The organism is Streptomyces sp. V3I7, assembly GCF_030817495.1.
Taxonomy (GTDB): domain Bacteria; phylum Actinomycetota; class Actinomycetes; order Streptomycetales; family Streptomycetaceae; genus Streptomyces.
In genome coordinates this window covers 4,134,883-4,157,798 of sequence record NZ_JAUSZK010000001.1, presented here as the reverse complement: position 1 = coordinate 4,157,798, position 22,916 = coordinate 4,134,883, and the positions used below count along the sequence as shown (strand labels likewise).

Genomic DNA, 22,916 nt, shown 5'->3' with positions numbered 1-22,916 from the left:
CTACGTCCGCTCTTCGCCGCGCATCGCGTCCCGGCACAGCAGCCGCAGCGACCCGTCCCCGGTGAAGCAGGCGCGCGCCTCCGCGATCGGGTCCCACAGCTTCCCGTCGGGGGTGCGCACCCAGTGGTCGCCGCCCACCGCCCACCACTCGGCGCCGGTCTGACGGACGATGACCTCGCCGGCGTACGCGCCGAAGCCGCGCAGCACGTTGTCGACCCCCGCCGGGGGCTTCCCGTCCTGGCACAGGTCCTCGATCAGCCGGTCCACGCGCCACAGGCTCTGCGCCGAGTAGTCGAGGCGCAGCCGGGCGCCCTCCCGCATCCTCGCCACGGTGTCCGCCGCCCAGCGCACCGGCTTCGCCGCGGCCGTCGGCCTGGTCTCCTGCTGTGTCGTCACACCTGGAAGAGCGAGGTGGCCCGTGGTTTCGTCACCCTGATCCGGAGGTCGGCCGAGACCGGCGCAGGACCGCCCCACCCCCGCCGCACGACGGTCACAGAACTCCCTCAGGAACGAGGTTTACGTGGGAAGTGACCGTTTTCGCCGCCCTCGCGCCTCCGTCGGGAGGGGTGTGGCGTCAGCCCCGGACCCGTGCGCGTCGTGACACGACCGCCCGCAGTACCCGGCGCCCCTCGGTCGACACCTGCAGTGCGCTGCGCAGCCCGCCCCTGCCGTGCTCGGCGAGCAGTTCCAGGACGGTGGTCTGGCGGCGCAGTTCGGCGGCGACGAGGGGCGACATGCCCTCCGTACGTCCTTCGCGTGGGGAGTCGACCGAGTCGCCGGCCGGGCCGGTGCCGCCCTCGGCCGGATCGAGGAGCTGGTGGATCCGGAGCGCGGCGACCGAGCAGGCGTCGGCCCACTCCCGTGTCTCGTCGGCCGTGCGCTTGGGCGGGGCGGTGTCGATCATCCGGCGCACGAGCAGCGCGCCCTCGTCCTCCGCGGAGCCCTGCGGGCCGGTCGCGTCGAGCGCGGCGCGTACCTTCTCCAGCCGGCCGCCCCAGTCGCCGTCGACCACGAGGCTCGCCCACAGGGGGCGCAGGACTTGGTCGTCGTCGCTCAGCAGGGGCATACACCGGTCCAAACAAGCCAACCCGCTGGCAGCCAGTCCGCGTTCGTCGGCCTGAGCGATCAGGTCCACCAGGCTCATCCACGCCTCCCCAACCAGGGCGAACGGGGCGCCGACCTTTACGGAGCCCACACTTCCCCTAACTGCGTGCGATGAGCCGGGAGTGTCACAGGGGCACCGCACGGCAGCGGCCGGGAAGGCGGAATCACTGCTTTTCAGCCAACGGCCCGGCGCCCGGCGTAGGTCAGCCCAGCCGGTCCGCGAGCGCCCTGAACTGCGGCCAGGTGAGCTCCGGTTTGCCCGGGTCCCACAGCTTCTGGACGGTCGCCCGCAGCGGCATCCGGATCCCGGCGGCCACCTGGTCCTGCGTCTGGGAGTTCGCGAGGTCGCACCACACGGCGAAGGAGCCGCCGAGGATCTGCCCGTCGTACTGGGCGGGGACGGGCGACGTGCCACGCACCACCAGCGGGGTCCACTGCTCGTAGATCCGCTCTCCCGTGGGGTAGACGAAGGTCTGCGGCTCGCCGAGGACGTAGTAGAGGTACTCGTCGTTGTAGTTGATGACCTTGCGGCCCGCGGCCAGATAGTCGACGGGCGGCCGGGCGCCGATCTCCTTGCCCGTCCAGTAGGCGACCTCGAGGTCCTTGGCGGGCTTGACGGACGTGTCGCGGAAGAAGCCGTCGTTCCACGCGCGCATCGTGCGGTCGTGGGTCCGGACGGTGGCGGCGCGGTCGTTCAGCCAGCCGGTGGTCAGGTCGGCGACGGTGCCGTCGGGGCCGTACTTCTTCCGGGCCGCGTCCGCGAGCTGCGGGTAGGACGCCTCGGGGTCGGAGGACATCAGCGCCACGTACTCGTCGCCACCGAGGTGCCAGAAGGGGCGGCGGAAGAGGTCGGCGTACTCGTTGAGCAGGGAGTCGACGAGGGAGGCGGCGGCGGGCTTGGAGATGTCGATGGCGCCGCGCGCCGGTTCGCCCTGCGCGTTGCGCAGCTGGAGGTCGGGGTAGGACTCCAGGACCTTGCCGAGGTGTCCCGGCGAGTCGATCTCGGGGACGACGTTGATGTGCCGGGAGGCCGCGAGGTCGATGATCTTCCTGACCTGGGCCTTGGTGAGGTGGTCCTGGGAGACGATCTCGGGGTGGGTGGTGGACTGGATCCGCCAGCCCTGGTCGTCGGAGAAGTGCAGCCCGAGCTCGTTGAACTTCAGGTCGCCGAGCTCCCGTACCCGGTCCTCGATCCAGTCCGCGCTGAACGGCTTGCGCGCGATGTCCAGCATGAAGCCGCGGCGCGCCTTGGCGGGCTCGTCGCGCACGACGCCCTCCGGTGCGCTGCCGCCGCCGTGGACCTCCTGCTTGAGGGTGCGGGTGCCGTAGAAGACGCCCGCGTCGGCCGGCCCGCTGATCTTCACGCAGCCGCCGTGCACGTCCATCGTGTACGACTCCGGGTTCGCGTTCTTGGCGCCGCCCAGCTCCAGCCGTACGTCACCGGCCCGCGCGTCCTCCTTGCCCGCGTACGACAGGCCCAGCTCACCGGCGATGAGCCGGCCCTCGTCGGCCAGGCTGTCGTCGCTCACGACGACGCGCTCGCCCTGGGAGGGGCGCCAGCCGGGGCCGCGCGCCGGGGTGTGGGAGCGGACCGCGGGGATCGTGCGGGGGGCCTGCGACATCGGGGAGGAGCGGCCGGGGGACTGGGAGGTCTCGCACGGGTCGGGGGCCGCGGCCGCCGCGTTCGCGGACCGCCCCTCGCCGTCGCCCGCGGAGGCCCAGACACCGACCCCCACCCCGAGTGCGACCGCCCCGGCGGCCACCGCCGAGACGACCACCGTGCGATTGCGCTTGTCCTGCTTCGCCGACACCCGGCGCCTGTGCTGGCTCACCCTGACAACCTACGGCCATCGCTCTCGGGATGCGTCCACTACCTGTTCCGAAACTCTCCCGTTCGAGTGAAATTCAGGCATCTTGCGGACACTCTGTGATCGCTCTCGATAGCGTGACACCACATCCCCACACCTCCCCTGCCCCCACGTGACGCGAGGACCCACGCTGCCTGCGCACCGTCTCCCGTACGCCTCCCGCACCCCCGGCCGCCCGACCGGAGCCCCGCTGCCGGGACAGACCCGCGTCCCACCCGCGGACCCGCTGGAGGCGTTCAACGCCGCGCCCGCCGACGAGGCGTGCGACGTACTGCTGACCTGCCTGCGCAGCCCGCGCTGGGCCCGTCGGCTGGCCGCCCACCGCCCCTATCCCGACCTGGACTCCCTGCTGGCCGCGGCGGACGAGGCGGCGTACGACCTCTCGCCCCGGGACCTGGCCCACGCGCTGGCGGGCGAGAGCCTGCCGGAGCTTCCGGACGGGACGTACGCGGTCGCCCACACCGCGCTGAGCGCCGCGCACGCCGCGTACGAGGCCCGGTTCGGGCACGCCTTCGTGGTCTACCTGGGCGACGCCCCGGCCGGGGAGGCCCTCGACCGCGTGCTGGAGGGCATCCGGTCACGATTGGCGAACGATCCCGAGGAGGAGCGGGTGCGCGCCGCGGAGGAGCTGCGCCGCCTGGCGCGGGGCCGGCTGGCCGCCCGGCTCCGCCGGTGAGGGCGCGCGGGCCCCGGGAAGACGCCGGGAGACCGGCGCGGCAGTCCGATTCTCGCCCGTCCGTGCACCTTTGAATGCCAGTTTGATCACACAGTCAGGCCCCCTGTAAGCGGCGGATCAGTACGTGGCTACGATGCTGGGGGCCGGTGGACCGTACCCGGCCGGGCCCGACCGACAGTGAAGCCGGCGCGGCCCTAGTCTCCGCATCCGGAGGGATCTTCCGTGCCGGCTGGAACGCTGTACCGCGGCCGGGAAGGCATGTGGTCCTGGGTGGCTCATCGAGTCACCGGTGTCCTCATTTTCTTCTTCCTGTTCGTACACGTCCTGGACACCGCTCTCGTCCGTGTCTCCCCCGAGGACTACGACAAGGTCGTAGCCACCTACAAGACGCCGCTCGTCGCGCTGCTGGAGTACGGCCTCGTCGCCGCCATCCTCTTCCACGCGCTCAACGGCCTGCGCGTCATCGCCGTCGACTTCTGGTCGAAGGGCCCGCGCTACCAGAAGCAGATGCTGTGGACCGTCATGGGCATCTGGGTCGTCCTGATGGCCTTCGCGATCTACCCGGTCCTCGGCCACGCCGCTCGAGCCGTCTTCGGGAGCTGACGCCGATGTCCACTGAAACCACCGCTTCCGGGATCGGCCCCGTCGAGGGCGGCGTCGTCTACGGCGTCGACAACCCGGCCCCCGTCATCGAGGCGCCGCGCAAGCGCACCAAGAAGACCCCGAGGACCACCCGGGGCAACTTCGAGATGTACGCCTGGCTGTTCATGCGGCTGTCCGGCATCGTCCTCGTCGTCCTCGTCCTCGGCCACCTGCTGATCCAGCTCGTGCTGGACGGCGGCGTCTCCAAGATCGGCTTCGCCTTCGTGGCCGGCCGCTGGGCGTCCCCGTTCTGGCAGGTCTGGGACCTGCTGATGCTGTGGCTGGCGATGCTGCACGGCGCCAATGGTCTGCGTACGGTCATCAACGACTACGCGGAGCGCGTGAACACCCGCCTGTGGCTGAAGGCGCTGCTCTACACCGCCACGGTGTTCACCATCCTGCTGGGCACGCTGGTGATCTTCACCTTCGACCCGAACATCCGCTAGGCACGGGGCTGAGGTATTCCACTCATGAAGATCCACAAGTACGACACCGTCATCGTCGGCGCCGGCGGCGCGGGCATGCGCGCGGCCATCGAGTCGACGAAGCGCAGCCGCACCGCCGTGCTGACCAAGCTCTACCCCACCCGCTCCCACACGGGCGCCGCGCAGGGCGGCATGGCCGCCGCGCTGGCCAACGTGGAGGAGGACAACTGGGAGTGGCACACCTTCGACACGGTCAAGGGCGGTGACTACCTGGTCGACCAGGACGCCGCCGAGATCCTGGCGAAGGAGGCCATCGACTCGGTCCTCGACCTGGAGAAGATGGGCCTGCCGTTCAATCGGACGCCCGACGGGACGATCGACCAGCGCCGCTTCGGCGGTCACAGCCGGAACCACGGCGAGGCCCCGGTCCGCCGCTCCTGCTACGCGGCCGACCGCACCGGCCACATGATCCTCCAGACGCTGTACCAGAACTGCGTCAAGGAGGGCGTGGAGTTCTTCAACGAGTTCTACGTCCTCGACCAGCTGATCACCGAGGTCGACGGCGTCAAGCGGTCGGCCGGTGTCGTGGCGTACGAGCTGGCGACCGGCGAGATCCACGTCTTCCAGGCGAAGTCCGTGATCTACGCGTCCGGCGGCACCGGCAAGTTCTTCAAGGTGACGTCCAACGCGCACACGCTGACCGGTGACGGCCAGGCCGCCGTCTACCGCCGGGGCATCCCGCTGGAGGACATGGAGTTCTTCCAGTTCCACCCGACCGGCATCTGGCGCATGGGCATCCTGCTGACGGAGGGCGCCCGCGGTGAGGGCGGCATCCTCCGCAACAAGGACGGCGAGCGCTTCATGGAGAAGTACGCGCCGGTGATGAAGGACCTGGCCTCCCGGGACGTGGTGTCGAGGTCCATCTACACGGAGATCCGCGAGGGCCGCGGCTGCGGTCCCGAGGGCGACCACGTCTTCCTCGACCTCACCCACCTCCCGCCGGAGCAGCTGGACGCGAAGCTCCCGGACATCACGGAGTTCGCGCGCACCTACCTGGGCATCGAGCCGTACACGGACCCGATCCCGATCCAGCCGACCGCGCACTACGCCATGGGCGGCATCCCGACGAACGTCGAGGGTGAGGTCCTCGCGGACAACACCACGGTCGTCCCGGGTCTGTACGCGGCGGGCGAGGTGGCCTGCGTGTCGGTGCACGGCGCCAACCGCCTCGGCACCAACTCCCTGCTGGACATCAACGTGTTCGGCAAGCGCGCCGGCATCGCGGCCGCGGACTACTCGAAGCGGGCCGACTTCGTCGAGCTGCCGGAGAACCCGGAGTCGCAGGTCGTCGAGCAGATCGAGCGGCTGCGCAACTCCACGGGCACGGAGCGCGTGGCGGAGATCCGCCGCGAGCTGCAGGAGACCATGGACGCCAACGTCATGGTGTTCCGCACCGAGCAGACGATCAAGACGGCCGTCGAGAAGATCGCCGAGCTGCGCGAGCGCTACAAGAACGTCTCGATCCAGGACAAGGGCAAGCGGTTCAACACGGACCTGCTGGAGGCCATCGAGCTGGGCAATCTGCTGGAGCTGGCCGAGGTCATGGCCGTCTCCGCGCTGGCCCGCAAGGAGTCCCGCGGCGGTCACTACCGCGAGGACTACCCCAACCGCGACGACGTCAACTTCATGCGCCACACCATGGCGTACCGCGAGGTGGGCGCCGACGGCACCGAGTCCGTCCGTCTCGACTACAAGCCGGTCGTCCAGACCCGCTACCAGCCGATGGAGCGTAAGTACTGATGGCAACCCCCGTTCTGGACAAGGCCGAGGCGGACGCGCAGTCGGCCGCGTCCCCCTACATCACGGTCACCTTCCGCATCCGGCGCTTCAACCCGGAGGTCTCGGCCGAGGTCCACTGGGAGGACTTCCAGCTGGAGATGGACCCGAAGGAGCGCGTGCTCGACGGTCTCAACAAGATCAAGTGGGACATCGACGGCACGCTGACCTTCCGCCGGTCCTGCGCCCACGGCATCTGCGGCTCCGACGCGATGCGGATCAACGGCAAGAACCGCCTCGCCTGCAAGACGCTGATCAAGGACGTCAACCCCGAGCAGCCCATCACGGTCGAGCCCATCAAGGGCCTCGCGGCCCTGAAGGACCTGGTCGTGGACATGGAGCCGTTCTTCCAGGCGTACCGCGACGTCATGCCCTTCCTCATCACGAAGGACACGAACGAGCCCACGCGGGAACGCCTCCAGTCGGCGGAAGACCGCGAACGCTTCGACGACACCACGAAGTGCATCCTCTGCGCGGCGTGCACGTCGTCCTGCCCCGTCTTCTGGAACGACGGCCAGTACTTCGGCCCAGCCGCCATCGTCAACGCGCACCGCTTCATCTTCGACTCGCGTGACGAGGCCGGCGAGCAGCGCCTGGAGATCCTCAACGACCGCGACGGCGTGTGGCGTTGCCGCACGACCTTCAACTGCACGGACGCCTGCCCGCGCGGTATCGAGGTCACGAAGGCGATCCAGGAAGTCAAGAGGGCGCTTATTACGCGCCGTATCTGACGTCGCCTGACGCCGTCTCTGGTACGTCTGTGAAGGCCCCGTTCCCCGGTTCCTCGCCGGGGAACGGGGCCTGCGTCGTCGTAGGGGCCCCGAACCGTGACGGCCCCGGGACCACCGAAGCCACTCGTGAGGGTGACGGTGCGGGCCTTCCCTGACCAGGAGGCCGCTAGTACGCCAGGGCTGCGCCCCGGTTCGGCCGGATGCACTGAGATCAGGGTCCTGTTCGCCTTCGATCCGGAGCGGAATGCCGTTCTGCTCGTGGCGGGCGACAAGTCGGGGCAGTGGGCAGAGTGGTACCGGCGGGCGATCCCTCTTGCCGAACAGCGGTACACCGAGTGGCTGGACCATCTGGCCCAGCATGAGAAGAAGGGGACGCAGAAGTGACCGACTTCCACTCCTGGGACGACGTAAAGCACGAGGTCTTCGACGCCGAGGACCTCGAAGAGATCACCGCCGGCGCCCGGCGCATGGTGGCCGAGTCCCGCGCCCACCGGCTCGCCGAGATGCGCCGCCAACTCGGGCTCACCCAGCGCGAGGTGGCCGACCGCATGCATGTCCGCCAGGAGCGGGTGTCCGCCATCGAACGCGGCAAGACGGCATCGACGGAAGTCGGCACGGTGGCGGCCTACGTCGCAGCGCTGGGCGGGGAGCTGGAAGTCTTGACTTGCACCTCGGGCTGAAGCCCGAGGATTCTGGCCTTCCGTTCCGTTCCCGTGCCGCTACGCGGCACGGGCTTGGGTCGGGAATCCGTGGCTTCCTGTTTCTTCGCGCTGTGCCAGAGCGAGTTCTGGTCTTATCGGCGCTCCGCAGGCCGATACCGCCAGTCCGGCGGCCGTCTTCACGTTGATCGCGGCATTGATGTCCCGGTCGTGGACCGCGCCGCAGGCGGCGCACGTCCACTCCCGGACATCGAGGGGCTTGGGTCCGTCCTGGACGCCGCAGGTGGAACAGGTCTGGGAGGTCGGCTCGAACCGGCCGATCTTCACCAGGGTGCGTCCGTACCGCTCCGCCTTGTACTGGAGCATGTTGATGAACGACGACCATCCGGCGTCGTGCACGGACTTGGCCAGCTTGGTGCGTGCCAGTCCCACCACGGACAGGTCTTCCACGGCGATCCCTTGGTTCTCGGAGATCAGCTGGGTGGAGAGCTGGTGGTGGAACTCGTGGCGGGCGTCGGTGACCTTGGCGTGGGCGCGGGCAACCTTGCGGCGGGCCTTCTCCCGGTTCTTGGATCCCTTCTGTTTGCGGGACAGCTCGCGCTGGGCCTTCTTCAGCTTCTTCTCCGCGCGGCGCAGGAAGCGCGGGGAGTCGATTTTCGTGCCGTCGGACAGGACCGCGAAGTGGGTCAGGCCGAGATCGATGCCGATGGTGCGGTCAGTCTCGGGCATCCGTGCCTGGTCGGCGGCAGGGTCGGTGTCGATGACGAAGGAGGCGAAAAACCTGCCGGCCGCATCCTTGACGACGGTGACCGAGGTGGGGGTGGCGGGCAGGGTACGGGACCACTTCACCTTCACCGGACCGATCTTCGGCAGGTTCAGACGGCCACTGCCGGTGAGGTGCCAGCGGGCATTGGCGGTGAACCGGATCGACTGCCGGGCGTCCTTGCGGGACTTGAAGCGGGGCGGGCCGATCTTGGGGCCCTTGCGGGTGCCCTTGAGGGAGGCGAAGAAGTTGCGGTACGCAGTCTCGCCATCCCGCAGGGACTGCTGGAGCACCACCGCGGACACCTCACCCAACCAGGACCGCTCAGCCGTCCGCTTGGCCTCCGTGATCAGACGTTTGGACAGCTCCCCGGCTTTCGGAAAGGGCAAGCCGGCCTGACGGGCGTCCTCGCGGGCTCGGACCGCGTCGTTGAACACGACGCGGGCGCACCCGAACGCCTTCGCCAACGCCCTCTGCTGGCCGGGGTCCGGGTACAACCTGAAGGCGTACCGGAGCTGCATGACGGCCACGCTACATACGTGGGTTATGGGTGAGATGCAGAAGATCAGAACTGGTAGGCACTGTGCTTTCGTGATGCACGTTCACTTGGTCTTCGTGACCAAGTTCCGGCACAGAGTGTTCACCGATGCCCACTTGAGGCGCATGGAGGAGATCATGCGATCCGTGTGCACGGACTTCGAGTGCGAGCTGGTGGAGTTCAACGGCGAGGACAACCACGTTCACCTGCTGGTGAACTTCCCGCCCAAGGTCGCCGTGACCAAGCTGGTCAACTCCCTCAAGGGCGTCTCCTCGCGCCGTCTGCGCCAGGAGTTCCCCGACCTGGTACGCCACTACTGGCGGGCCAGCAAGTTGTGGTCCGGCTCCTACTTCGCCGGAACCGTCGGCGGCGCCCCGCTCACCGTGGTCAGGCAGTACATCGAACAGCAGAACCGGCCGGTGTGAGCACCGCCCGGCTCCGCCGGGACCAGCCCTCGCGACGCTCCGCACCGCAGACCAAGAACTGCGGTGTCCGGCTCCGCCGGACCTGAATCCGCGACGCTCCGCGTCGCCACCATCAGATTCGCTTCACCCCAGCGTGAACGTCGGGGCACTGCGAATGAATCCCGGTAGCCAACTTCAACGGCACGCGCGTGTCCTTGGCTTGACTCCGGCCTGACCGGGGCCGCCTGGGGGCACTACCGTCTTGGAAGTTGCCACAGAACGGAGTTCGCCGTGCCGCAGAGCTCCGAGGAGACATAGGCGACTCGCGTGACGAGGCCGGCGAGCAGCGTCTGGAGATCCCCAACGACCGTGACGGGCGCGTGGCACTGCCGCACGCCCTCCAACTGCACGGACGCCTGCCCGCGCGGCATCGAGGCCACCCGGGCGATTCGGGAAGTGAGGCGCGCGCTGATCACGCGCTGTACCTGACGGAACGCCTGAAACAGTGCGCCTCTCGACTGCTTCGGCCGTTTCAGCACAGCTTGAGCACCGATACGGCTGGCAGACGAACCACTGATCCAATAACCTGACGGGCCACAGGTGACAAGCGGGGGACGAGAACATGACCGAGCCGAATCCATACGAGAGTGGAGCCGACAAGGCCAATTGGGGCCCGGGACACCCTCCCGCAGCGCAGCCTCCCGGCTACGGCTACCCCAACCCCACGCCGGCGTACGGATATCCCAACTCGAAGTCGGCGTACGGATATCCCCAGCAACCCGCGGCGTCGGCCCCCGTGGGCGGGGCCTCGACCCTGGCCATCGGGGACATCACGGTGATGGGCGAGCAGATCGTCACGCCGGCCGGCACCCTTCCCCTGCGCGGCGCGGTATGGAACGCCACCGACATGTCGCACACGGAGGAGAAGATCCCGACGGTCGCCATCGTGCTCGCGGTCATCTTTTTCATCTTCTGCCTCCTCGGCCTGTTCTTCCTCCTCATGAAGGAGAAGAAGACCACCGGCTTCATCCAGGTCACCGTGACGAGCGCGGGCCGGCACCACTCGACGATGATCCCGGCGCTCGGGCCCCACACCTTCCCCGCGGTCATGGGCCAGATCAACTATGCCCGTTCCCTGAGCAACATGTGAGCGCGCCGGCCGGGTTCCAGGTCTAGGAACGGATAGACACGCGTACGGAAGTCTGGTCCATGTGAAGGGTCTGCGTCCCTGATCCACCCGCGTGCCTCGCCCCGCCGAAACCGATCTGTGCTGGCTTCGGCGGGGCCTGTCGTATCTGCGGGGTGCCTCAGGAGGCGGCCCTCGCCCCGCCCACGGCGGACGGCCCGACCTCGCACCACAGCACCTTCCCACCCGCGCCGAAGAGGTCGTCGCCGAGCAGACAGCCGCCCCACGCGTCCGCGTAATGGCATACGAGGAACAGCCCCCGCCCGCCGACGTCCTCGACCGAGAGGGGGCGCAAGGGGGGAGCCCCTTTCCCGAAGGGAGGAGGGATGTGCGGGTTGGTGTCCCACACGCTCACCCGCAGCCGGCTGTCGCCGAGCCCACGCAGGCGAAGCATCGACGAGCCGGACGAGTACCGGTAGGCATTGGCGACCAGTTCCGATGCCAACAGTTCTGCAGTGTCCTGGAGTTGGGCCATGCCGTGCCCTGCAAGGACGGCGCGGAGCGTGACGCGGGCGATGCGCGCGGCACGTGGATCGTGGGGCAGTTGAGGGCGTACGTCCAAGTTGGGGATCTGCGACACCTGAAGCTTTTGCAGCATTGAGCAAAACCTTCAGGGATTTGCCTCGTGTGAGTGACCGCCACGCCTGGTGTACGAAACGGAGCGAGGACATGGCCCCACGGAACACCCCCACCGCACGCCGCCTCCGCATCGGCGTCGAGCTGCGGCGCCTGCGCGAGAGGGCCGGCATGACCGCTGCCGAGGCGGCCCGCTCGCTGGGGACCACGCAGGCCCAGATCAGCAACATCGAGGCCAACCGCTTCGGCATCAGCGCCGATCGCGTGCGCACGCTCGCCCACATCTACGGCTGCACGGATCAAACCCTGGTCGACGCCCTCGCCGACATGGCTGCAGACCGCACGCGCGGGTGGTGGGAGGAGTACCGGGACAGCTTGCCGCCCCGGCTCCTGGACCTCGCGGAGATGGAGCACCACGCCACCGCCCTGCGCGTGACTCAGGTAATCAACATCCCTGGCCTGCTCCAGACACCGGAACACGCCCGCGCACTGTTCCGCGAAGCGGTTCCCGCACTGCGCCCGCACGAGATCGAGTACCGCATCTCCCACCGCATCAAGCGCCAGGCGATCCTCTACCGCGAGCAGCCCCCGCCGTACACGGCGATCGTCCACGAGGCCGCCCTGCGGATGCAGTTCGGCGGCCGCGAAGTGGCCAAGGCCCAGCTGAAGCATCTGGCCGAGGTGAGCGAGCTGGCCACCATCACGCTCCGCGTGATCCCCTTCGACGGCACGTCGTTCCCCACCACCGGCCACGCCGTCGACTACTTCCATGGCCGGGTGACCGCCCTCGACACCGTAGAGGTCGATACGGCACATGGCAGCGAACTCATCGACGCCGCAGGCCAGCTGGAGAAGTACCGCCTCGTCCTGGACCGCATGGAAGCAGTGGCCCTCAAGCCTGCCGCCTCCCGCGACCTCGTCCACCGCATCGCCCGAGACGCCTGAGAGGCAGAGCATGAGCGAACCGTCCTGGCAGAAGTCGACCTACAGCGAGGAAGGCTCCTCCTGTGTCTACCTCGCCACCGCCCCCACCGGAACGATCCTCCTCCGCGAGAGCGACGAACCGGAGACCATCCTCGCCACCGATCAACGCCAACTCGGCGCCCTGATAACCGCCTTGCGGGGCAGTCACCGCCCCGGGCGGCGGTAGATCGCCGTCAAGTCGATCTCGATGTCGTAGGGAACGGAGACCTTGAGCCGGTCATGGAAGATGCCGGTGAGGCCGTAGGAACTGGTGGCCGGGTCGAGCTCGAAGACGTAGACGACCGGAAGGCCCTTGTCCTCGTCCAGCTCGACTCGCCAGAAGTGCGGTACGCCGGCTGCGCCGTATTTGCGGGGCTTGACGTCGCGGTCGCGCTCGCGGGAGTCGGGGGAGACGACCTCGACGACGAGGATGACGTCCTCGGGCTTGTGCCAGGTCTGATCAAAGCCGGCAGCCGCTTCGGCGGGAATCACCAGGAGGTCCGGCTCGGGCCTGTTCTTGTCGTCCAGCCTGACCGTGAATTCGCGGTCGACATCGAAGCCATCCGGGGCCTGTGCCAGTAGGCGGTGTTCCAGCAGGCGCAGGGAGCAGGCGTGGAACCGGTTCTGCGGGCTTCTGAAGACAAGGCTCCCGTCGATCAACTCCGCATGGGGCGGCAAGCCCGGAATCCGGTCGAGGTCGTCAGCGGACCAGCCGTCGAGCGGCGGGGGCGGCGAGCGGTACTCCAGGTCGTCGTCGGGTGCTCCCATGGGACGGAGTCTCGCTTGTCGGTTCAGAGCACCCAGGGGAATGCGGGCCGCCTCACCTCAATGAGTGATCACGAGGCCAGCCCTCGGGCGGTCCCCAGGGGGCATCCCGTGCGCCGCTCTAATCTGACGACATGTCAGATGACGAGTCGTACGAGCTGCTCGGGTTCGACAACGTGGTGCTGCCCGTCGGGGATCTCGGGGAGGCCGTGGTGTTCTACGAGCGAGCCGGGTTCGAGGTGGGGTTCCGGTTCGACGAGGGCGGGCTCGCGTTGCTGCGGGTCGGGGGCGAGACGCCCGGGATCCTGCTGCGGACCGAGGAGGACTTCGGGCGGCGGCCGCCGCCGTGGCCGGCGGTGCGGGTGTGGCTGGAGGTGCCGGACGCGCGGACGGCGGCGCGCAGGCTCGCCGGGGCAGGGGTCACGGCGCTGGACGAGCCCTTCTCCTGCGCCACCGGGTGGACCGTCGAGCTCGCCGACCCCTGGGGGAACGTCCTCGGGTTCACCGACTACACGAAGCGGCCGGAGCTGGCCCGCAGATCCTGAACCAGCCCCCGCTCGCCACCAGTTGAACGCGTTCAAAAGTAGGGCTACAGTCATCCTGTCAGCGTTTTGAACGCGTTCAAGAAGGGGTGGGGCATGGACCGCACGATCATCGCCTACGTCATCTACCTGATCGTCAGCATCGGACTGACGGTCTGGGTGGCCCGCACGCTCAGCCGCAACGGGCGGATCTTCCTCTCCGACGTCCTGCACGGGAACGAGCAGCTCGCCGACGCCGTCAACCACCTCCTGGTCGTCGGCTTCTACCTCGTCAACCTCGGCTTCGTCGCGCTGTACCTGAGCGGCGATCAGGCCATCGAGGACACCCGTCAGATCTTCGAGGCCCTGTCGACCAAGCTCGGCGTGGTGCTCCTCGTGCTCGGCGTGATGCACCTGGGCAACGTGTACGTGCTGAACCGCATCCGGCGGCGAGGAGTCATGGAGCGGGAGCAACTGCCGCCCGTGGCACCGCAGGAGTGGGTCGCCCCGGTGGGCCGGGCGTGAGCGCGGTGGCGGCCGCCGGGGGCCGGGGCGCCGTGCGCGTCCCGGTCCGCGGGCTCACCGTGCTGTACGACGCCGAGTGCTCGCTGTGCACCCACGTGCGCGACTGGCTGCTGCGGCAACCGAGACTGGTCCCGCTGGAGTTGGTCGCGGCCGGCTCCGAGGAGGCCCGGCGGCGCTACCCCGGCCTCGACCACGACGCCACCCTCGACGACGTCACCGTCGTCGGCGACGCCGGGCAGGTCTACCGCTCCACCGCGGCCTGGATCGTCGTGCTGTGGGCGCTGCGCGAGCACCGCCCGCTCGCCCACCGGCTCAGCACCCCGACCGGCGCCGCGTTCGCCAAGGGCGCGGTGCTGGCCGCCGCGAAGTGGCGGGGCAGGCAGAGCAGGCAGGGCAGGCAGTGGGGCGGCTCGGCGTACCGCCGGGCGCAGGGATGGACGTACGACCCGCCCCAGGGCTGGACGTACGCTCCCCCCAGCTGTGACGACGGCGCGTGCACCACTCGTTAGGCTCTTTTCCGTGTCCGCGAAGAACGAGTACGTGAAGAACGCCCCGGCGCCGGGCGAGCCGTCCGAGCCCGCGTCCGCTCAAGCCGTGCCGGTGCCCCGACCGTCCGTGACGGGCGAGCGGCCCGACGAGGCCGGAGGGTCGAGCAAGTCCGAGCAGACGCGGGCGCTGATCCTCCAGACCGCGATGCGGCTGTTCCAGGAGCACGGCTACGACAAGACGACGATGCGGGCCATCGCCAAGGAGGCCGGGGTCTCCGTCGGGAACGCGTACTACTACTTCGGCGGCAAGGAGCACCTGATCCAGGGCTTCTACGACCGGATCGCCGCCGAGCACCGGCTCGCGGTCCGGGAGGTCCTGGACCGGGAGACCGGCCTGGAGGCCCGGCTGGCGGGCGTACTGAAGGCGTGGCTGGACGTCGCGCAGCCGTACCACGAGTTCGCGGTGCAGTTCTTCAAGAACGCCGCCGACCCGGACAGCCCGCTCAGCCCGTTCTCGCCGGAGTCGGCGCACGCGCGCGAGCAGGTCCTCGCCATCCACCGGGAGGTGCTGGCCGGGTCGAAGGCCAAGGTGCCCGCCGAACTGCGGGACGTACTGCCCGACTTGATGTGGCTCTCGCAGATGGGCCTCGTCCTGTACTGGGTCTTCGACCGGACCGAGGACCGCGAGCGCAGCTACCGTCTCGCCGAACGCGGGGCCCGTCTCACCGCCCTCGGCGTCTCCCTGGCCCGCTTCCGGGTCCTGCGCCCCCTCGTGCTCGACCTGCACGGCCTGTTCACGGACTTCCTGCCGGGCATGACGAAGGCGCTGCCGGACCCGGCGAAGAAGGAGAAGAAAGCCCAGGAAGAGTGACCGGATCGGTCAGATCCAGTTCAGGCGCCACAGCCGGAACACGCCGGTGCCGTCGGAGAGGTACTGGCCGCCGCCGACGTCCTCGGTGCTGATGATGTACTCCTTGCTCTGCCACAGCGGGATCAGGGGCACGTCGGTGGCCACCTGGGCCTGGAGCTCCTGGAAGGACCTGGCGGCCTCGCTGCGGTCGGCGTTCCGCCGGCTCTGCAGGATCAGCCCGTCGACGATCTTGTTGCTGTAGCCGGTGTTCATGGTGCCGTCGGTACCGACGAGCGGGGCGGCGAAGGTGTCCGGGTCCGGGTAGTCGGCGACCCAGCCGACCGCGTACGCGTCGAGCTTGTCCGACGCCCAGCGCTTCTGGAAGTCGGTCCACTCGTAGCCCTTGACGTCCACCTGGAACAGGCCGCCGGTCTCCAGCTGCTTCTTCAGCTCCGCGGACTCCTCGGCGCCCGAGCCGCGGCCCTCGCCGTAGCCGAGGGTGAAGCGGACCGGGGTGGTCACGCCGGCCTCGGCCAGCAACTGCCGGGCCTTGGCCACGCTCTGCGTCGGGTAGTCGTCGAAGAACGCGGTGGTGTGACCGGTGATGCCGGTCGGGATCAGCGAGTACAGGGGGTCGACCGTGCCCTCGTACACCGTGGCGGCGAGCTGCTCGCGGTTGACCAGCCAGGCCAGCGCCCGCCGGACGCGAGGATCGTGCAGCGGCATGCCCGCCCGGGTGTTGAAGTACAGGTTGCGGGCGTCGGAGCTGTCCGACTCCGTGACGCGCTGGCGTGGGTCGCTCGCGGAGAGGCCGGACAGGACACCCGGCGGCAGCGTCCGCGAGGCGACGTCGATCTGGTGGGCCTTCCAGGCGCTGTTGAGCTTGCCGGGGTTGGCGTAGTACCGCAGCTCGATGGGGCGCCCGGTGCTGCTGACGGCGCCCTTGTAGGCCCCGTTCGGGGCGAGGACGGCGCGCGTGCCCTTGGTGTACGCGGTCATCCGGTACGGACCGGTGCCGTCGACCCCGGTGCCGATGCGCAGGCTCTTCGCCGGGTACTTGTAGCGGTCGACGATCGCGCCCGCGCCGGTGGCCACCTTGAACGGCCAGACGGCGTCCGGCGAGGACAGGTGGAAGGTGACCGCGTTGCCCTCGACGCTCACCGAGCCGAGCGTGCTGATCAGCGGGGCTGGGCCGACGTCGGAGTTGATCGCCTTGACCCGGTCGAAGGAGTACTTCACGTCCTCGGCCGTCATCGAGCGCCCGCTCGGGAACTTGAGCCCCTCGCGCAGCTCGCAGCGGTACGTCCGCAGCCCGCCGCCCACGAAGGCGCAGCTCTTCGCCGCGTCCGGGACGGGCTGGCCGCCGCCCGGCGAGAAGGTCAGCAGCGACTGGAAGACGTTGCTGAACAGGGCCCAGGAACCGGCGTCGTAGGCGCCGGCCGGGTCCAGTGCGGAAGCGGCGTCCGTCGTGCCGACCGTGATGGTCCTGTTCTTGGCCTCGTCCGACGGCAGCAACTGCCAGCCGCCCACTCCTACGACCGCCAGTACGAGCAGCGTCATGAGAATCCGCATGCGAACCGAGCGCATGGTGGTGCCCCTCCCAAGAGCCCGAACGGGCCCTACCCACGTTGTGCACAAAATCGCCACTCCCCAGTGGCGCGGCTCACCTAATCACACGAGTTTCAACGGGGGGAAGAGCAATCTGCCGAGATGGGCAAGAAGTTACCGGGCCTCTTACAGAAGACTTCAGGTATCTTGCATCGCATGGAACCAGGCGATTCGACCAAGCGGGCCCGGGCAGCCGCCCAGCTGCGCAAGGGTGTCCTGGAGTACTGCGTACTCGCGTTGATGCGGGACCGGCCCCGTTATGGGGTGGAACTCCTCCAGGCCCTGGAGGAGTCCGGTGCCCTGGCGACCAGCCAGGGCACGGTCTACCCGCTGCTCTCCCGGCTCCGCCGCGACGACCTGGTCAGCACCACCTGGCAGGAGTCCGCCTCCGGACCACCCCGTCGCTACTACGCGCTCACCGACAGCGGCCGGGCCGCGCTCGACGAGTTCACCCGCGTCTGGCCCGGCTTCCGCGACGCCGTCGACGCCTTCCTGACCACCTCACGCCCCATCACCGGAGACCTCGCATGAAGACATCTGCCGATCTTGTACGCGACTACCTCTCCGCTGTCGAGCGTGAGGCCTCCGCGCTCCCCGCCGACCGCCGCCAGGAACTCCTCGCCGACCTCGCTGAACACATAGAAGTGACGCGCGCCGAACGCCCCGACGCCGCGATCGGCGCGGTCCTGGCGGAACTGGGGGACCCCCGCACGATCGCGGCGACGGCGCTGGCCGAGGCAGGAAGCGGCACAACCGGGGTCCCGGCCAAGGGGGTTGCCGGTTCACCCGCCCGGCGCGGAAAGGTGCACCCCCTGGTCCCGCTGCTGATGCTCACCCTCTCGCTGCCGTTCATGATGGTCTTCCCTGACCTTCCCGGCCCGCTGTTCGGCGTCCTGTTCCGCGTCGTCGGCGCGGTACTTCTGTGCACCTCGGTGCACTGGACCGCCGTCCAGAAGACCACCGGCGTACTGGTCACCGCCGTCCTGCCGAGTGCCGTCATCGCCACCTGGAACCTGTCCAGCGGCGGCCCGGCGGGCGACACCCCCGCTCTCCTGGCCAACCTGGCGATGCTCGCCGTGCTGACCGGCACGGCGGCTTGGCTCTGGCGGGTCCGCCGCGTCTGAGAGCGCCGGTACGGCGCCAGGACGACAGTCCCGGCACAGCGAGGCGCTCACGCGCGCGTGGAGGCCAGCTCGATCACGGTGATGTCCGACGGCGCTCCCACGCGCGTGGGCGGCCCCCAGGCTCCGGCGCCCCGGCTGACGTAGAGCTGGGTGTCGCCGTAGCGCTCCAGGCCCGCGACGGTCGGGTTCGCGGCGGCGGCGATGAGGTTGCCCGGCCAGAGCTGGCCGCCGTGGGTGTGGCCGGAGAGCTGGAGGTCGACGCCGTAGCGGACGGACTCGTGGATCTGGACCGGCTGGTGGGCGAGCAGCACGCACGCGCGCGCGGTGTCGCGGTCGCCGAGCGCCCGGCCGAAGTCCGGCCCCTGCCCCTCGCTCTCGCCCTGTACGTCGTTGACCCCGGCCAGGTCGAAGTGGGGCAGCTCGGTGCGGGCGTTCTGAAGCGGGTGCAGCCCGAGGTGCCGTACCTCCTCGACCCACTGCTCGGCACCGGAGAAGTACTCGTGGTTGCCGGTGACGAAGTACGCCCCGTGCCGCGCCGAAAGCTGCGCGAGCGGGGCCGCGGCCGGGCCCAGGTCCTTGACGCTGCCGTCGACCAGGTCGCCGACGACCGCGATCAGGTCGGGCTGGGTGGCGTTGACCGTGTCGACGACCTTCTGTGCGAAGCCCCGCCCGAGGACCGGCCCCAGGTGGATGTCACTGACGACGGCGATACGGAACCCGTGCGCCGCGCGCGGCAGTCTGACCAGCGGCACGGTGACCCGCTTCACGCCGGGCCCGCGCAGCACACCGTACGTACCGACCCCGACGGTCGCGACGGCGGCGCTCGCCGCGGCACCTGCGACGACCCGGGAGACGAAGAGACGACGCGAGGGCGCGGCGGACGCGGACTCCGGGTGGGTGGACGCGGGCGCCTCGGCGAGGGGCGCGGGTGGGTCGACGGTGGGCGGAGGCGCTGGCGCTGCGGGCACGGCCGTATCGGCGGCGGGCACGGGCGGCTCCCCCGCGGGCGGGAGCGTCTCGGCCGCGGGCGCCGCGATCTCCGCAGCAGACGCGGGCGCCTCGGCCGCAGACGCGGACGGCCTGACGGCGGACGCGGGCGCCTCGGCCGCAGACGCGGGAGTCTCAGCGGCAGGCGCGGGTGCGTCGGCGATGGGTGCCGGATTCCGCGCCGCCGCTCCCGCCGGTACGGCGCGAGCCGCTTCCGCCGGTACGGCGAGCGCGTGTCGGTCCGTCATCCGCCGCAGCAGGGGTCGTACGGCCTCGCCTGCCACGACCGCCAGCAGCAGGTAGAGCGAGCAGGCCATCCACAGGAAGCCGGGCCATGCCAGTACGCGCTGGAGCCAGAACGGGGCGCCGGTGCGCTCGGCCACCAGGGCGCCGATCATCAGGGCGGGGCCGGTGAGGAAGAACGCGGTGCCGGTACGGCGCGCGCGGTTCGGACCTGCGGTCGTGTCACGGACCAGGCGGCGCCAGACGTACCAGTACAGCCCCGTCACGGCGGCCAGAACGGCCAGGGCGACGAGCACGAAGACGATGACCACCCTGCTGAGTCCCCCGCAGTTCTTCCGCTGTGAGTGTGGCTATGACGTCCGGCGCAATGCGCGCAGTCCGCGCAACCCGATGCCCCCGATGACCGTCCCCAATACGAAGGAGACGACCGCGAGCGTCAGGTGCACCCAGAAGTACGCCGTCGGGTGGCCGCCGTCGAAGGCGAGCCCGCTGCTGTCCTTGATCAGGTTTTTGACGAAAGTGACCCAGATGATCCAGCTCCACACCCCGAAGGCGAGCAGGAACCAGGACACAGGGCGGCTGAGCTTCATACGTCCAGTATCGCCGTCGGGTGTCCGGTTCCGTGTCCGGGGTGGATCGGGACGCGGGACATCACGCCCCGCGACCGGTACGTTCTCGACCGTGTCCGCACCGAAGAAGACCGTCAGAAGATCACTATTGGTCGCGTCCGCCACGTTGCTGTCCGTCTCGCTCGCCGCGCCCGCCGCCCTCGCGGCCCCGAAGCCGTCGGGCAGCCCCTCCGCCACTCCCCCGGCCCACATGTCGACGGTCGGCGGCACCCGCCTCGGCCGGGCCGGTACGCAGGTCGACCTGGCCGGCGGTGCCCCGGTGCTGCCGAAGGACCTCACCGCGCGCTCCTGGATCGTCGCCGACGCCGAGTCCGGCGAGGTGCTGGCCGCGCACAACGCGCACTGGCGGCTGCCCCCGGCGAGCACGCTGAAGATGCTGTTCGCCGACACCGTGCTGCCGAGGTTCCCGAAGACCACCGAGCACAAGGTCCTGCACGCGGACCTGGCGGGCATCGGCGCCGGCTCCAGCATGGTCGGGATAAAGGAGAACCAGACCTATACGGTCCACGACCTGTGGCTCGGCGTCTTCCTGCGCTCGGGCAACGACGCCGTGCACACGCTGGCCCAGATGAACGGCGGCATCAGACAGACCGTCAAGGACATGCAGGCGCACGCCGAGGAGCTCCAGGCCCTCGACACGCACGTGGTCACCCCCGACGGCTACGACGCGCGCAGGCAGGTCTCGTCGGCGTACGACCTGACGCTGTTCGCCCGCTCCGGGCTGCAGAAGCAGGACTTCCGGGAGTACTGCTCGACCGTGCGGGCGGCGTTCCCGGGCGGGACGAAGAAGAACAAGAAGGGCAAGAAGGTCCGCGAGACCTTCGAGATCCAGAACACCAACCGCCTGCTGAGCGGCGACAGCGACGTCCCGGTCTACCGGGGCATCGCGGGCGTCAAGAACGGCAACACCACCAACGCGGGCGCCACCTTCACCGGCGTCGCCGAGCGCGGCGGCAAGGTGCTGCTCGTCACCGTGATGAACCCGGAGAAGAACGAGCACAACGAGGTCTACAAGGAGAGCGCCCGGCTCTTCGACTGGGGCTTCCAGGCGGTCGGCAAGGTGCGGCCGGTGGGCGAGCTGGTCCGCCCGCGAAGCGCGTCGCCCTCGCCGGACGCGAGTGGCCGGCCGAGCGCCACCCCGGCGGACGCGCAGACCGGTGGCTCCTCGTCGAAGCCGGTGGTGGGCGCGGCCTCCGCGGGCGGTTCGAGCGGGGTCGGTATCGCGCTGGCCATCGCCGGCGGGCTGCTGGTGCTGCTGGCGGGCGGAGTGTTCCTGGTCAATCGCCGCTGGCCGCTGCCCGATCTGGTGCGTCGTCCTTCGTCCCGTCAGTGACCTCCCCGGCGGCCTTCGGCGTCGCCGTCCAGGCGGCGCAGAACAGCACCAGTTTCGCGGTGAAGTTGATCCAGAGCAGCAGGGCCACGGGGACGCCGAAGGCGCCGTACATGCTCTTCGTGGCCACGCCCTGGATGTAGCCGCTGAGCAGGACCTTCAGCAGCTCGAAGCCGACCGCGCCGATCAGGGCCGCCTCGATCAGGCTGCGGCGCGTCGGCTCGACCCCCGGGAACAGGGTCAGGACGTAGAGCAGGAGCAGGAAGTTCGCGAGGACGGCGACGGCGAACGCGGCGATGCGCAGCAGGATGCCGCCGGGGCCCGAGCGGTCGATGCCGAGCTGGTCGATGATCCAGCCCACCATCGCCGAGGCGATGGTGGACAGCGCGATGGTGGCGAGGAACGCGGCGCCGAGGCCGAGCAGCACGCCCGCGTCCTTCGCCTTGGCGAGGATCGGGTTCTCCTCCTCGTCGGGCAGGTCCCACACCGCGCGCAGGCAGTCGCGCATCTGCGCGACCCAGCTCATGCCGGTGAACATCAGGACGATGCCGGCGACGAGTCCGACGGTGCCGGCGTTGTGGACCAGGCCGCTGATGTCCAGCTTGTCGCCGAGGCCGGGGAACTGGGCGGTGACCTTGTCCTGGAGCGTCTTCTGCTGCCCGGTGCTCAAGGTGGCGGCGGCGATCGCGGCGGCCAGCGTCAGCAGCGGGAACAGCGAGATGAAGCTGACGAACGTCATCGCGGCGGCGAGCCGCGTCCACTTCCCGTCGTCCAAGCGCTCGTAGGCCCGCCACGCGTGCGTGTGCATCAGACGCGTGACGAGCGGTCCGATGACGGGGAGTTTCTTCAACCAGTCCATGATCCGACTCTGCCCTCGTTGCCCTTGTTGTGGAACACCCATGTGCGCGTACCCCAGAAACGCAAGCACGTGGCAAGCGCCATGCCGATCCCGGCACCGGAGACCGTGTCGGCGCGCTGCGAGGTGAGCCCGAGCCCGTAGTGGCTGACGGCCAGACAGCCGAGCTGGACGAGGGCGCCCGCCAGGTTCACGGCGACGAACACGGCGTACGGGCGCAGGCCCGCCACGCGCGCGTGCCGGTAGGTGCCGCGCGCGTTGCCGACGTACGCGACCGTGCAACCGGCCGCGAAGGACAGCGCCTTGGCGGTGAGCGGCCCGAGGCCGACGGGACCACGCAGGACGGTGAACAGCCCCAGGTCGGCGGCGTAGGCAAGCAGACCGACGGCGGCGAAGCCGAGAAGCTCGCTCCGGTACGGCGCGCTGCGCCGGGCGCGGGGGGCGGCGGACTGCGGCGGAGGTCCGGGAGCGACGGGCCGCAGCGGGGGTCCGGGAGCGACGGGCCGCAGCGGGGGTCCGGGAGCGGCGGGCTGCGGCCGGACGTCGGGGGCGTCAGACTGCGGCAGGGCGCCGGAGGCGTGGGACTGCGGCTCGGCGCCAGAAGCGGCAGGCTTCAGCC

Annotated in this window: 28 protein-coding genes and 2 pseudogenes; 19 read left to right on the top strand and 11 right to left on the bottom strand. The window is 69.8% G+C overall.

Annotated elements, in window-relative coordinates; translation table 11 throughout:
- From QFZ74_RS19505 to QFZ74_RS19495, 3 genes are all read right to left on the bottom strand, one after another.
- A complete protein-coding gene (locus QFZ74_RS19505) occupies positions 1-396 on the bottom strand; it encodes a hypothetical protein (RefSeq protein WP_307622080.1) in 396 nt (131 codons plus the stop codon).
- Positions 397-574: 178 nt separating this feature from the next.
- On the bottom strand, positions 575-1,144 hold the full coding sequence (locus QFZ74_RS19500) for a hypothetical protein (RefSeq protein WP_307622079.1): 570 nt from the start codon (positions 1,142-1,144) through the stop codon (positions 575-577).
- 163 nt (positions 1,145-1,307) lie between these two features.
- Entirely contained in the window at positions 1,308-2,936 is a 1,629-nt protein-coding gene (locus QFZ74_RS19495; RefSeq protein ID WP_373462412.1) for a family 20 glycosylhydrolase, read from the bottom strand.
- Between the two features lie 148 nt (positions 2,937-3,084).
- Here QFZ74_RS19495 and QFZ74_RS19490 point away from each other — a divergent pair, with 148 nt between their 5' ends.
- From QFZ74_RS19490 to QFZ74_RS19460, 7 genes and pseudogenes are all read left to right on the top strand, one after another.
- Complete coding sequence (locus QFZ74_RS19490) at positions 3,085-3,648, top strand: 2-oxo-4-hydroxy-4-carboxy-5-ureidoimidazoline decarboxylase (protein WP_307622078.1); 564 nt, start codon at positions 3,085-3,087, stop codon at positions 3,646-3,648.
- A 222-nt stretch (positions 3,649-3,870) separates the two neighbouring features.
- Positions 3,871-4,251, top strand: coding sequence for a succinate dehydrogenase, cytochrome b556 subunit (gene sdhC / locus QFZ74_RS19485; protein ID WP_307622077.1), 381 nt, complete (start codon positions 3,871-3,873; stop codon positions 4,249-4,251).
- Between the two features lie 5 nt (positions 4,252-4,256).
- Positions 4,257-4,736 carry a succinate dehydrogenase hydrophobic membrane anchor subunit gene (locus QFZ74_RS19480; RefSeq protein ID WP_307622076.1) on the top strand — a complete coding sequence of 160 codons (480 nt, stop codon included), beginning with the start codon at positions 4,257-4,259 and terminating at the stop codon, positions 4,734-4,736.
- 24 nt (positions 4,737-4,760) lie between these two features.
- Complete coding sequence (gene sdhA, locus QFZ74_RS19475) at positions 4,761-6,515, top strand: succinate dehydrogenase flavoprotein subunit (RefSeq protein WP_307622075.1); 1,755 nt, start codon at positions 4,761-4,763, stop codon at positions 6,513-6,515.
- A complete protein-coding gene (locus QFZ74_RS19470; protein ID WP_307622074.1) occupies positions 6,515-7,282 on the top strand; it encodes a succinate dehydrogenase iron-sulfur subunit in 768 nt (255 codons plus the stop codon). The genes sdhA and QFZ74_RS19470 overlap by 1 nt, the downstream gene beginning before the upstream one ends.
- A gap of 180 nt (positions 7,283-7,462) precedes the next feature.
- Positions 7,463-7,666: pseudogene (locus QFZ74_RS19465) on the top strand (type II toxin-antitoxin system RelE/ParE family toxin); the annotation flags it as partial.
- Positions 7,663-7,962 carry a helix-turn-helix transcriptional regulator gene (locus QFZ74_RS19460; RefSeq protein WP_307622073.1) on the top strand — a complete coding sequence of 100 codons (300 nt, stop codon included), beginning with the start codon at positions 7,663-7,665 and terminating at the stop codon, positions 7,960-7,962. The pseudogene QFZ74_RS19465 and the gene QFZ74_RS19460, both read left to right, overlap by 4 nt.
- Positions 7,963-8,001: 39 nt before the next feature.
- Here the strand turns inward: QFZ74_RS19460 and QFZ74_RS19455 are convergent, their stop codons facing one another.
- Entirely contained in the window at positions 8,002-9,225 is a 1,224-nt protein-coding gene (locus QFZ74_RS19455; RefSeq protein WP_307622072.1) for an RNA-guided endonuclease TnpB family protein, read from the bottom strand.
- 25 nt (positions 9,226-9,250) lie between these two features.
- Between QFZ74_RS19455 and tnpA the strand changes: the two genes are divergently transcribed.
- The 3 genes and pseudogenes from tnpA to QFZ74_RS19440 all read left to right on the top strand — a co-directional run bounded on the left by tnpA (position 9,251) and on the right by QFZ74_RS19440 (position 10,796).
- On the top strand, positions 9,251-9,667 hold the full coding sequence (gene tnpA, locus QFZ74_RS19450) for an IS200/IS605 family transposase (RefSeq protein ID WP_307622071.1): 417 nt from the start codon (positions 9,251-9,253) through the stop codon (positions 9,665-9,667).
- A 293-nt stretch (positions 9,668-9,960) separates the two neighbouring features.
- A pseudogene (locus tag QFZ74_RS19445) lies at positions 9,961-10,135 on the top strand (succinate dehydrogenase iron-sulfur subunit); the annotation flags it as partial.
- Between the two features lie 133 nt (positions 10,136-10,268).
- The gene (locus QFZ74_RS19440; protein ID WP_307622070.1) at positions 10,269-10,796 is read left to right on the top strand and encodes a hypothetical protein; all 528 of its coding nucleotides are present in this window, start codon (positions 10,269-10,271) and stop codon (positions 10,794-10,796) included.
- 157 nt (positions 10,797-10,953) lie between these two features.
- Here QFZ74_RS19440 and QFZ74_RS19435 read toward each other — a convergent pair whose 3' ends face one another.
- Positions 10,954-11,430: an ATP-binding protein gene (locus tag QFZ74_RS19435; RefSeq protein WP_307622069.1), complete on the bottom strand. Its 477-nt coding sequence runs from the start codon at positions 11,428-11,430 to the stop codon at positions 10,954-10,956.
- Positions 11,431-11,501: 71 nt separating this feature from the next.
- On the opposite strand from QFZ74_RS19435, the gene QFZ74_RS19430 reads away from it, so the two are divergent.
- Complete coding sequence (locus QFZ74_RS19430) at positions 11,502-12,353, top strand: helix-turn-helix transcriptional regulator (protein ID WP_307622068.1); 852 nt, start codon at positions 11,502-11,504, stop codon at positions 12,351-12,353.
- A gap of 10 nt (positions 12,354-12,363) precedes the next feature.
- A complete protein-coding gene (locus tag QFZ74_RS19425; protein WP_307622067.1) occupies positions 12,364-12,558 on the top strand; it encodes a DUF397 domain-containing protein in 195 nt (64 codons plus the stop codon).
- Here QFZ74_RS19425 and QFZ74_RS19420 read toward each other — a convergent pair.
- Positions 12,537-13,139: a Uma2 family endonuclease gene (locus QFZ74_RS19420; protein WP_307622066.1), complete on the bottom strand. Its 603-nt coding sequence runs from the start codon at positions 13,137-13,139 to the stop codon at positions 12,537-12,539. The genes QFZ74_RS19425 and QFZ74_RS19420 overlap by 22 nt on opposite strands.
- 131 nt (positions 13,140-13,270) lie before the next feature.
- On the opposite strand from QFZ74_RS19420, the gene QFZ74_RS19415 reads away from it, so the two are divergent.
- The 4 genes from QFZ74_RS19415 to QFZ74_RS19400 all read left to right on the top strand — a co-directional run bounded on the left by QFZ74_RS19415 (position 13,271) and on the right by QFZ74_RS19400 (position 15,541).
- Positions 13,271-13,681: a VOC family protein gene (locus tag QFZ74_RS19415; RefSeq protein ID WP_307622065.1), complete on the top strand. Its 411-nt coding sequence runs from the start codon at positions 13,271-13,273 to the stop codon at positions 13,679-13,681.
- Positions 13,682-13,774: 93 nt separating this feature from the next.
- Positions 13,775-14,182 carry a hypothetical protein gene (locus QFZ74_RS19410; protein ID WP_307622064.1) on the top strand — a complete coding sequence of 136 codons (408 nt, stop codon included), beginning with the start codon at positions 13,775-13,777 and terminating at the stop codon, positions 14,180-14,182.
- Positions 14,183-14,187: 5 nt separating this feature from the next.
- Positions 14,188-14,691 carry a thiol-disulfide oxidoreductase DCC family protein gene (locus QFZ74_RS19405; RefSeq protein WP_373462486.1) on the top strand — a complete coding sequence of 168 codons (504 nt, stop codon included), beginning with the start codon at positions 14,188-14,190 and terminating at the stop codon, positions 14,689-14,691.
- Between the two features lie 106 nt (positions 14,692-14,797).
- A complete protein-coding gene (locus QFZ74_RS19400) occupies positions 14,798-15,541 on the top strand; it encodes a TetR/AcrR family transcriptional regulator (protein ID WP_307624206.1) in 744 nt (247 codons plus the stop codon).
- Positions 15,542-15,550: 9 nt separating this feature from the next.
- Here the strand turns inward: QFZ74_RS19400 and QFZ74_RS19395 are convergent, their stop codons facing one another.
- Positions 15,551-17,092 (bottom strand): ABC transporter substrate-binding protein, encoded by a 1,542-nt coding sequence (locus QFZ74_RS19395; RefSeq protein WP_307622062.1) that lies wholly within the window; start codon positions 17,090-17,092, stop codon positions 15,551-15,553.
- Positions 17,093-17,284: 192 nt separating this feature from the next.
- On the opposite strand from QFZ74_RS19395, the gene QFZ74_RS19390 reads away from it, so the two are divergent.
- Both QFZ74_RS19390 and QFZ74_RS19385 read left to right on the top strand, forming a co-directional pair.
- On the top strand, positions 17,285-17,659 hold the full coding sequence (locus QFZ74_RS19390; protein WP_307622061.1) for a PadR family transcriptional regulator: 375 nt from the start codon (positions 17,285-17,287) through the stop codon (positions 17,657-17,659).
- Positions 17,656-18,252, top strand: coding sequence for a hypothetical protein (locus tag QFZ74_RS19385; RefSeq protein ID WP_307622060.1), 597 nt, complete (start codon positions 17,656-17,658; stop codon positions 18,250-18,252). Before QFZ74_RS19390 ends, QFZ74_RS19385 begins: the two co-directional genes overlap by 4 nt.
- Before the next feature lie 47 nt (positions 18,253-18,299).
- Here QFZ74_RS19385 and QFZ74_RS19380 read toward each other — a convergent pair whose 3' ends face one another.
- Complete coding sequence (locus QFZ74_RS19380) at positions 18,300-19,793, bottom strand: metallophosphoesterase (RefSeq protein WP_307622059.1); 1,494 nt, start codon at positions 19,791-19,793, stop codon at positions 18,300-18,302.
- A gap of 39 nt (positions 19,794-19,832) precedes the next feature.
- Positions 19,833-20,072: an SCO4848 family membrane protein gene (locus tag QFZ74_RS19375; RefSeq protein WP_307622058.1), complete on the bottom strand. Its 240-nt coding sequence runs from the start codon at positions 20,070-20,072 to the stop codon at positions 19,833-19,835.
- 91 nt (positions 20,073-20,163) lie between these two features.
- Here QFZ74_RS19375 and QFZ74_RS19370 point away from each other — a divergent pair, with 91 nt between their 5' ends.
- Positions 20,164-21,444 carry a D-alanyl-D-alanine carboxypeptidase family protein gene (locus tag QFZ74_RS19370; protein WP_373462411.1) on the top strand — a complete coding sequence of 427 codons (1,281 nt, stop codon included), beginning with the start codon at positions 20,164-20,166 and terminating at the stop codon, positions 21,442-21,444.
- Here the strand turns inward: QFZ74_RS19370 and QFZ74_RS19365 are convergent.
- Both QFZ74_RS19365 and QFZ74_RS19360 read right to left on the bottom strand, forming a co-directional pair.
- Entirely contained in the window at positions 21,389-22,300 is a 912-nt protein-coding gene (locus QFZ74_RS19365) for a YihY/virulence factor BrkB family protein (RefSeq protein ID WP_307622056.1), read from the bottom strand. The two genes, QFZ74_RS19370 and QFZ74_RS19365, sit on opposite strands and share 56 nt — an antisense overlap.
- A complete protein-coding gene (locus QFZ74_RS19360; protein WP_307624205.1) occupies positions 22,288-22,779 on the bottom strand; it encodes a GtrA family protein in 492 nt (163 codons plus the stop codon). The genes QFZ74_RS19365 and QFZ74_RS19360 overlap by 13 nt, the downstream gene beginning before the upstream one ends.
- Positions 22,780-22,916: the final 137 nt, after the last annotated feature.

Coding starts and splice junctions, on each gene's coding strand:
- QFZ74_RS19500 (WP_307622079.1), bottom strand. CDS start 1,144: ATGAGCCTGGTGGACCTGATCGCTCAGGCCGACGAACGCGGACTGGCT.
- QFZ74_RS19480 (WP_307622076.1), top strand. CDS start 4,257: ATGTCCACTGAAACCACCGCTTCCGGGATCGGCCCCGTCGAGGGCGGC.
- sdhA (WP_307622075.1), top strand. CDS start 4,761: ATGAAGATCCACAAGTACGACACCGTCATCGTCGGCGCCGGCGGCGCG.
- QFZ74_RS19470 (WP_307622074.1), top strand. CDS start 6,515: ATGGCAACCCCCGTTCTGGACAAGGCCGAGGCGGACGCGCAGTCGGCC.
- QFZ74_RS19455 (WP_307622072.1), bottom strand. CDS start 9,225: ATGCAGCTCCGGTACGCCTTCAGGTTGTACCCGGACCCCGGCCAGCAG.
- tnpA (WP_307622071.1), top strand. CDS start 9,251: ATGGGTGAGATGCAGAAGATCAGAACTGGTAGGCACTGTGCTTTCGTG.
- QFZ74_RS19440 (WP_307622070.1), top strand. CDS start 10,269: ATGACCGAGCCGAATCCATACGAGAGTGGAGCCGACAAGGCCAATTGG.
- QFZ74_RS19435 (WP_307622069.1), bottom strand. CDS start 11,430: ATGCTGCAAAAGCTTCAGGTGTCGCAGATCCCCAACTTGGACGTACGC.
- QFZ74_RS19430 (WP_307622068.1), top strand. CDS start 11,502: ATGGCCCCACGGAACACCCCCACCGCACGCCGCCTCCGCATCGGCGTC.
- QFZ74_RS19425 (WP_307622067.1), top strand. CDS start 12,364: ATGAGCGAACCGTCCTGGCAGAAGTCGACCTACAGCGAGGAAGGCTCC.
- QFZ74_RS19420 (WP_307622066.1), bottom strand. CDS start 13,139: ATGGGAGCACCCGACGACGACCTGGAGTACCGCTCGCCGCCCCCGCCG.
- QFZ74_RS19415 (WP_307622065.1), top strand. CDS start 13,271: ATGTCAGATGACGAGTCGTACGAGCTGCTCGGGTTCGACAACGTGGTG.
- QFZ74_RS19410 (WP_307622064.1), top strand. CDS start 13,775: ATGGACCGCACGATCATCGCCTACGTCATCTACCTGATCGTCAGCATC.
- QFZ74_RS19395 (WP_307622062.1), bottom strand. CDS start 17,092: ATGCGGATTCTCATGACGCTGCTCGTACTGGCGGTCGTAGGAGTGGGC.
- QFZ74_RS19390 (WP_307622061.1), top strand. CDS start 17,285: ATGGAACCAGGCGATTCGACCAAGCGGGCCCGGGCAGCCGCCCAGCTG.
- QFZ74_RS19385 (WP_307622060.1), top strand. CDS start 17,656: ATGAAGACATCTGCCGATCTTGTACGCGACTACCTCTCCGCTGTCGAG.
- QFZ74_RS19375 (WP_307622058.1), bottom strand. CDS start 20,072: ATGAAGCTCAGCCGCCCTGTGTCCTGGTTCCTGCTCGCCTTCGGGGTG.
- QFZ74_RS19365 (WP_307622056.1), bottom strand. CDS start 22,300: ATGGACTGGTTGAAGAAACTCCCCGTCATCGGACCGCTCGTCACGCGT.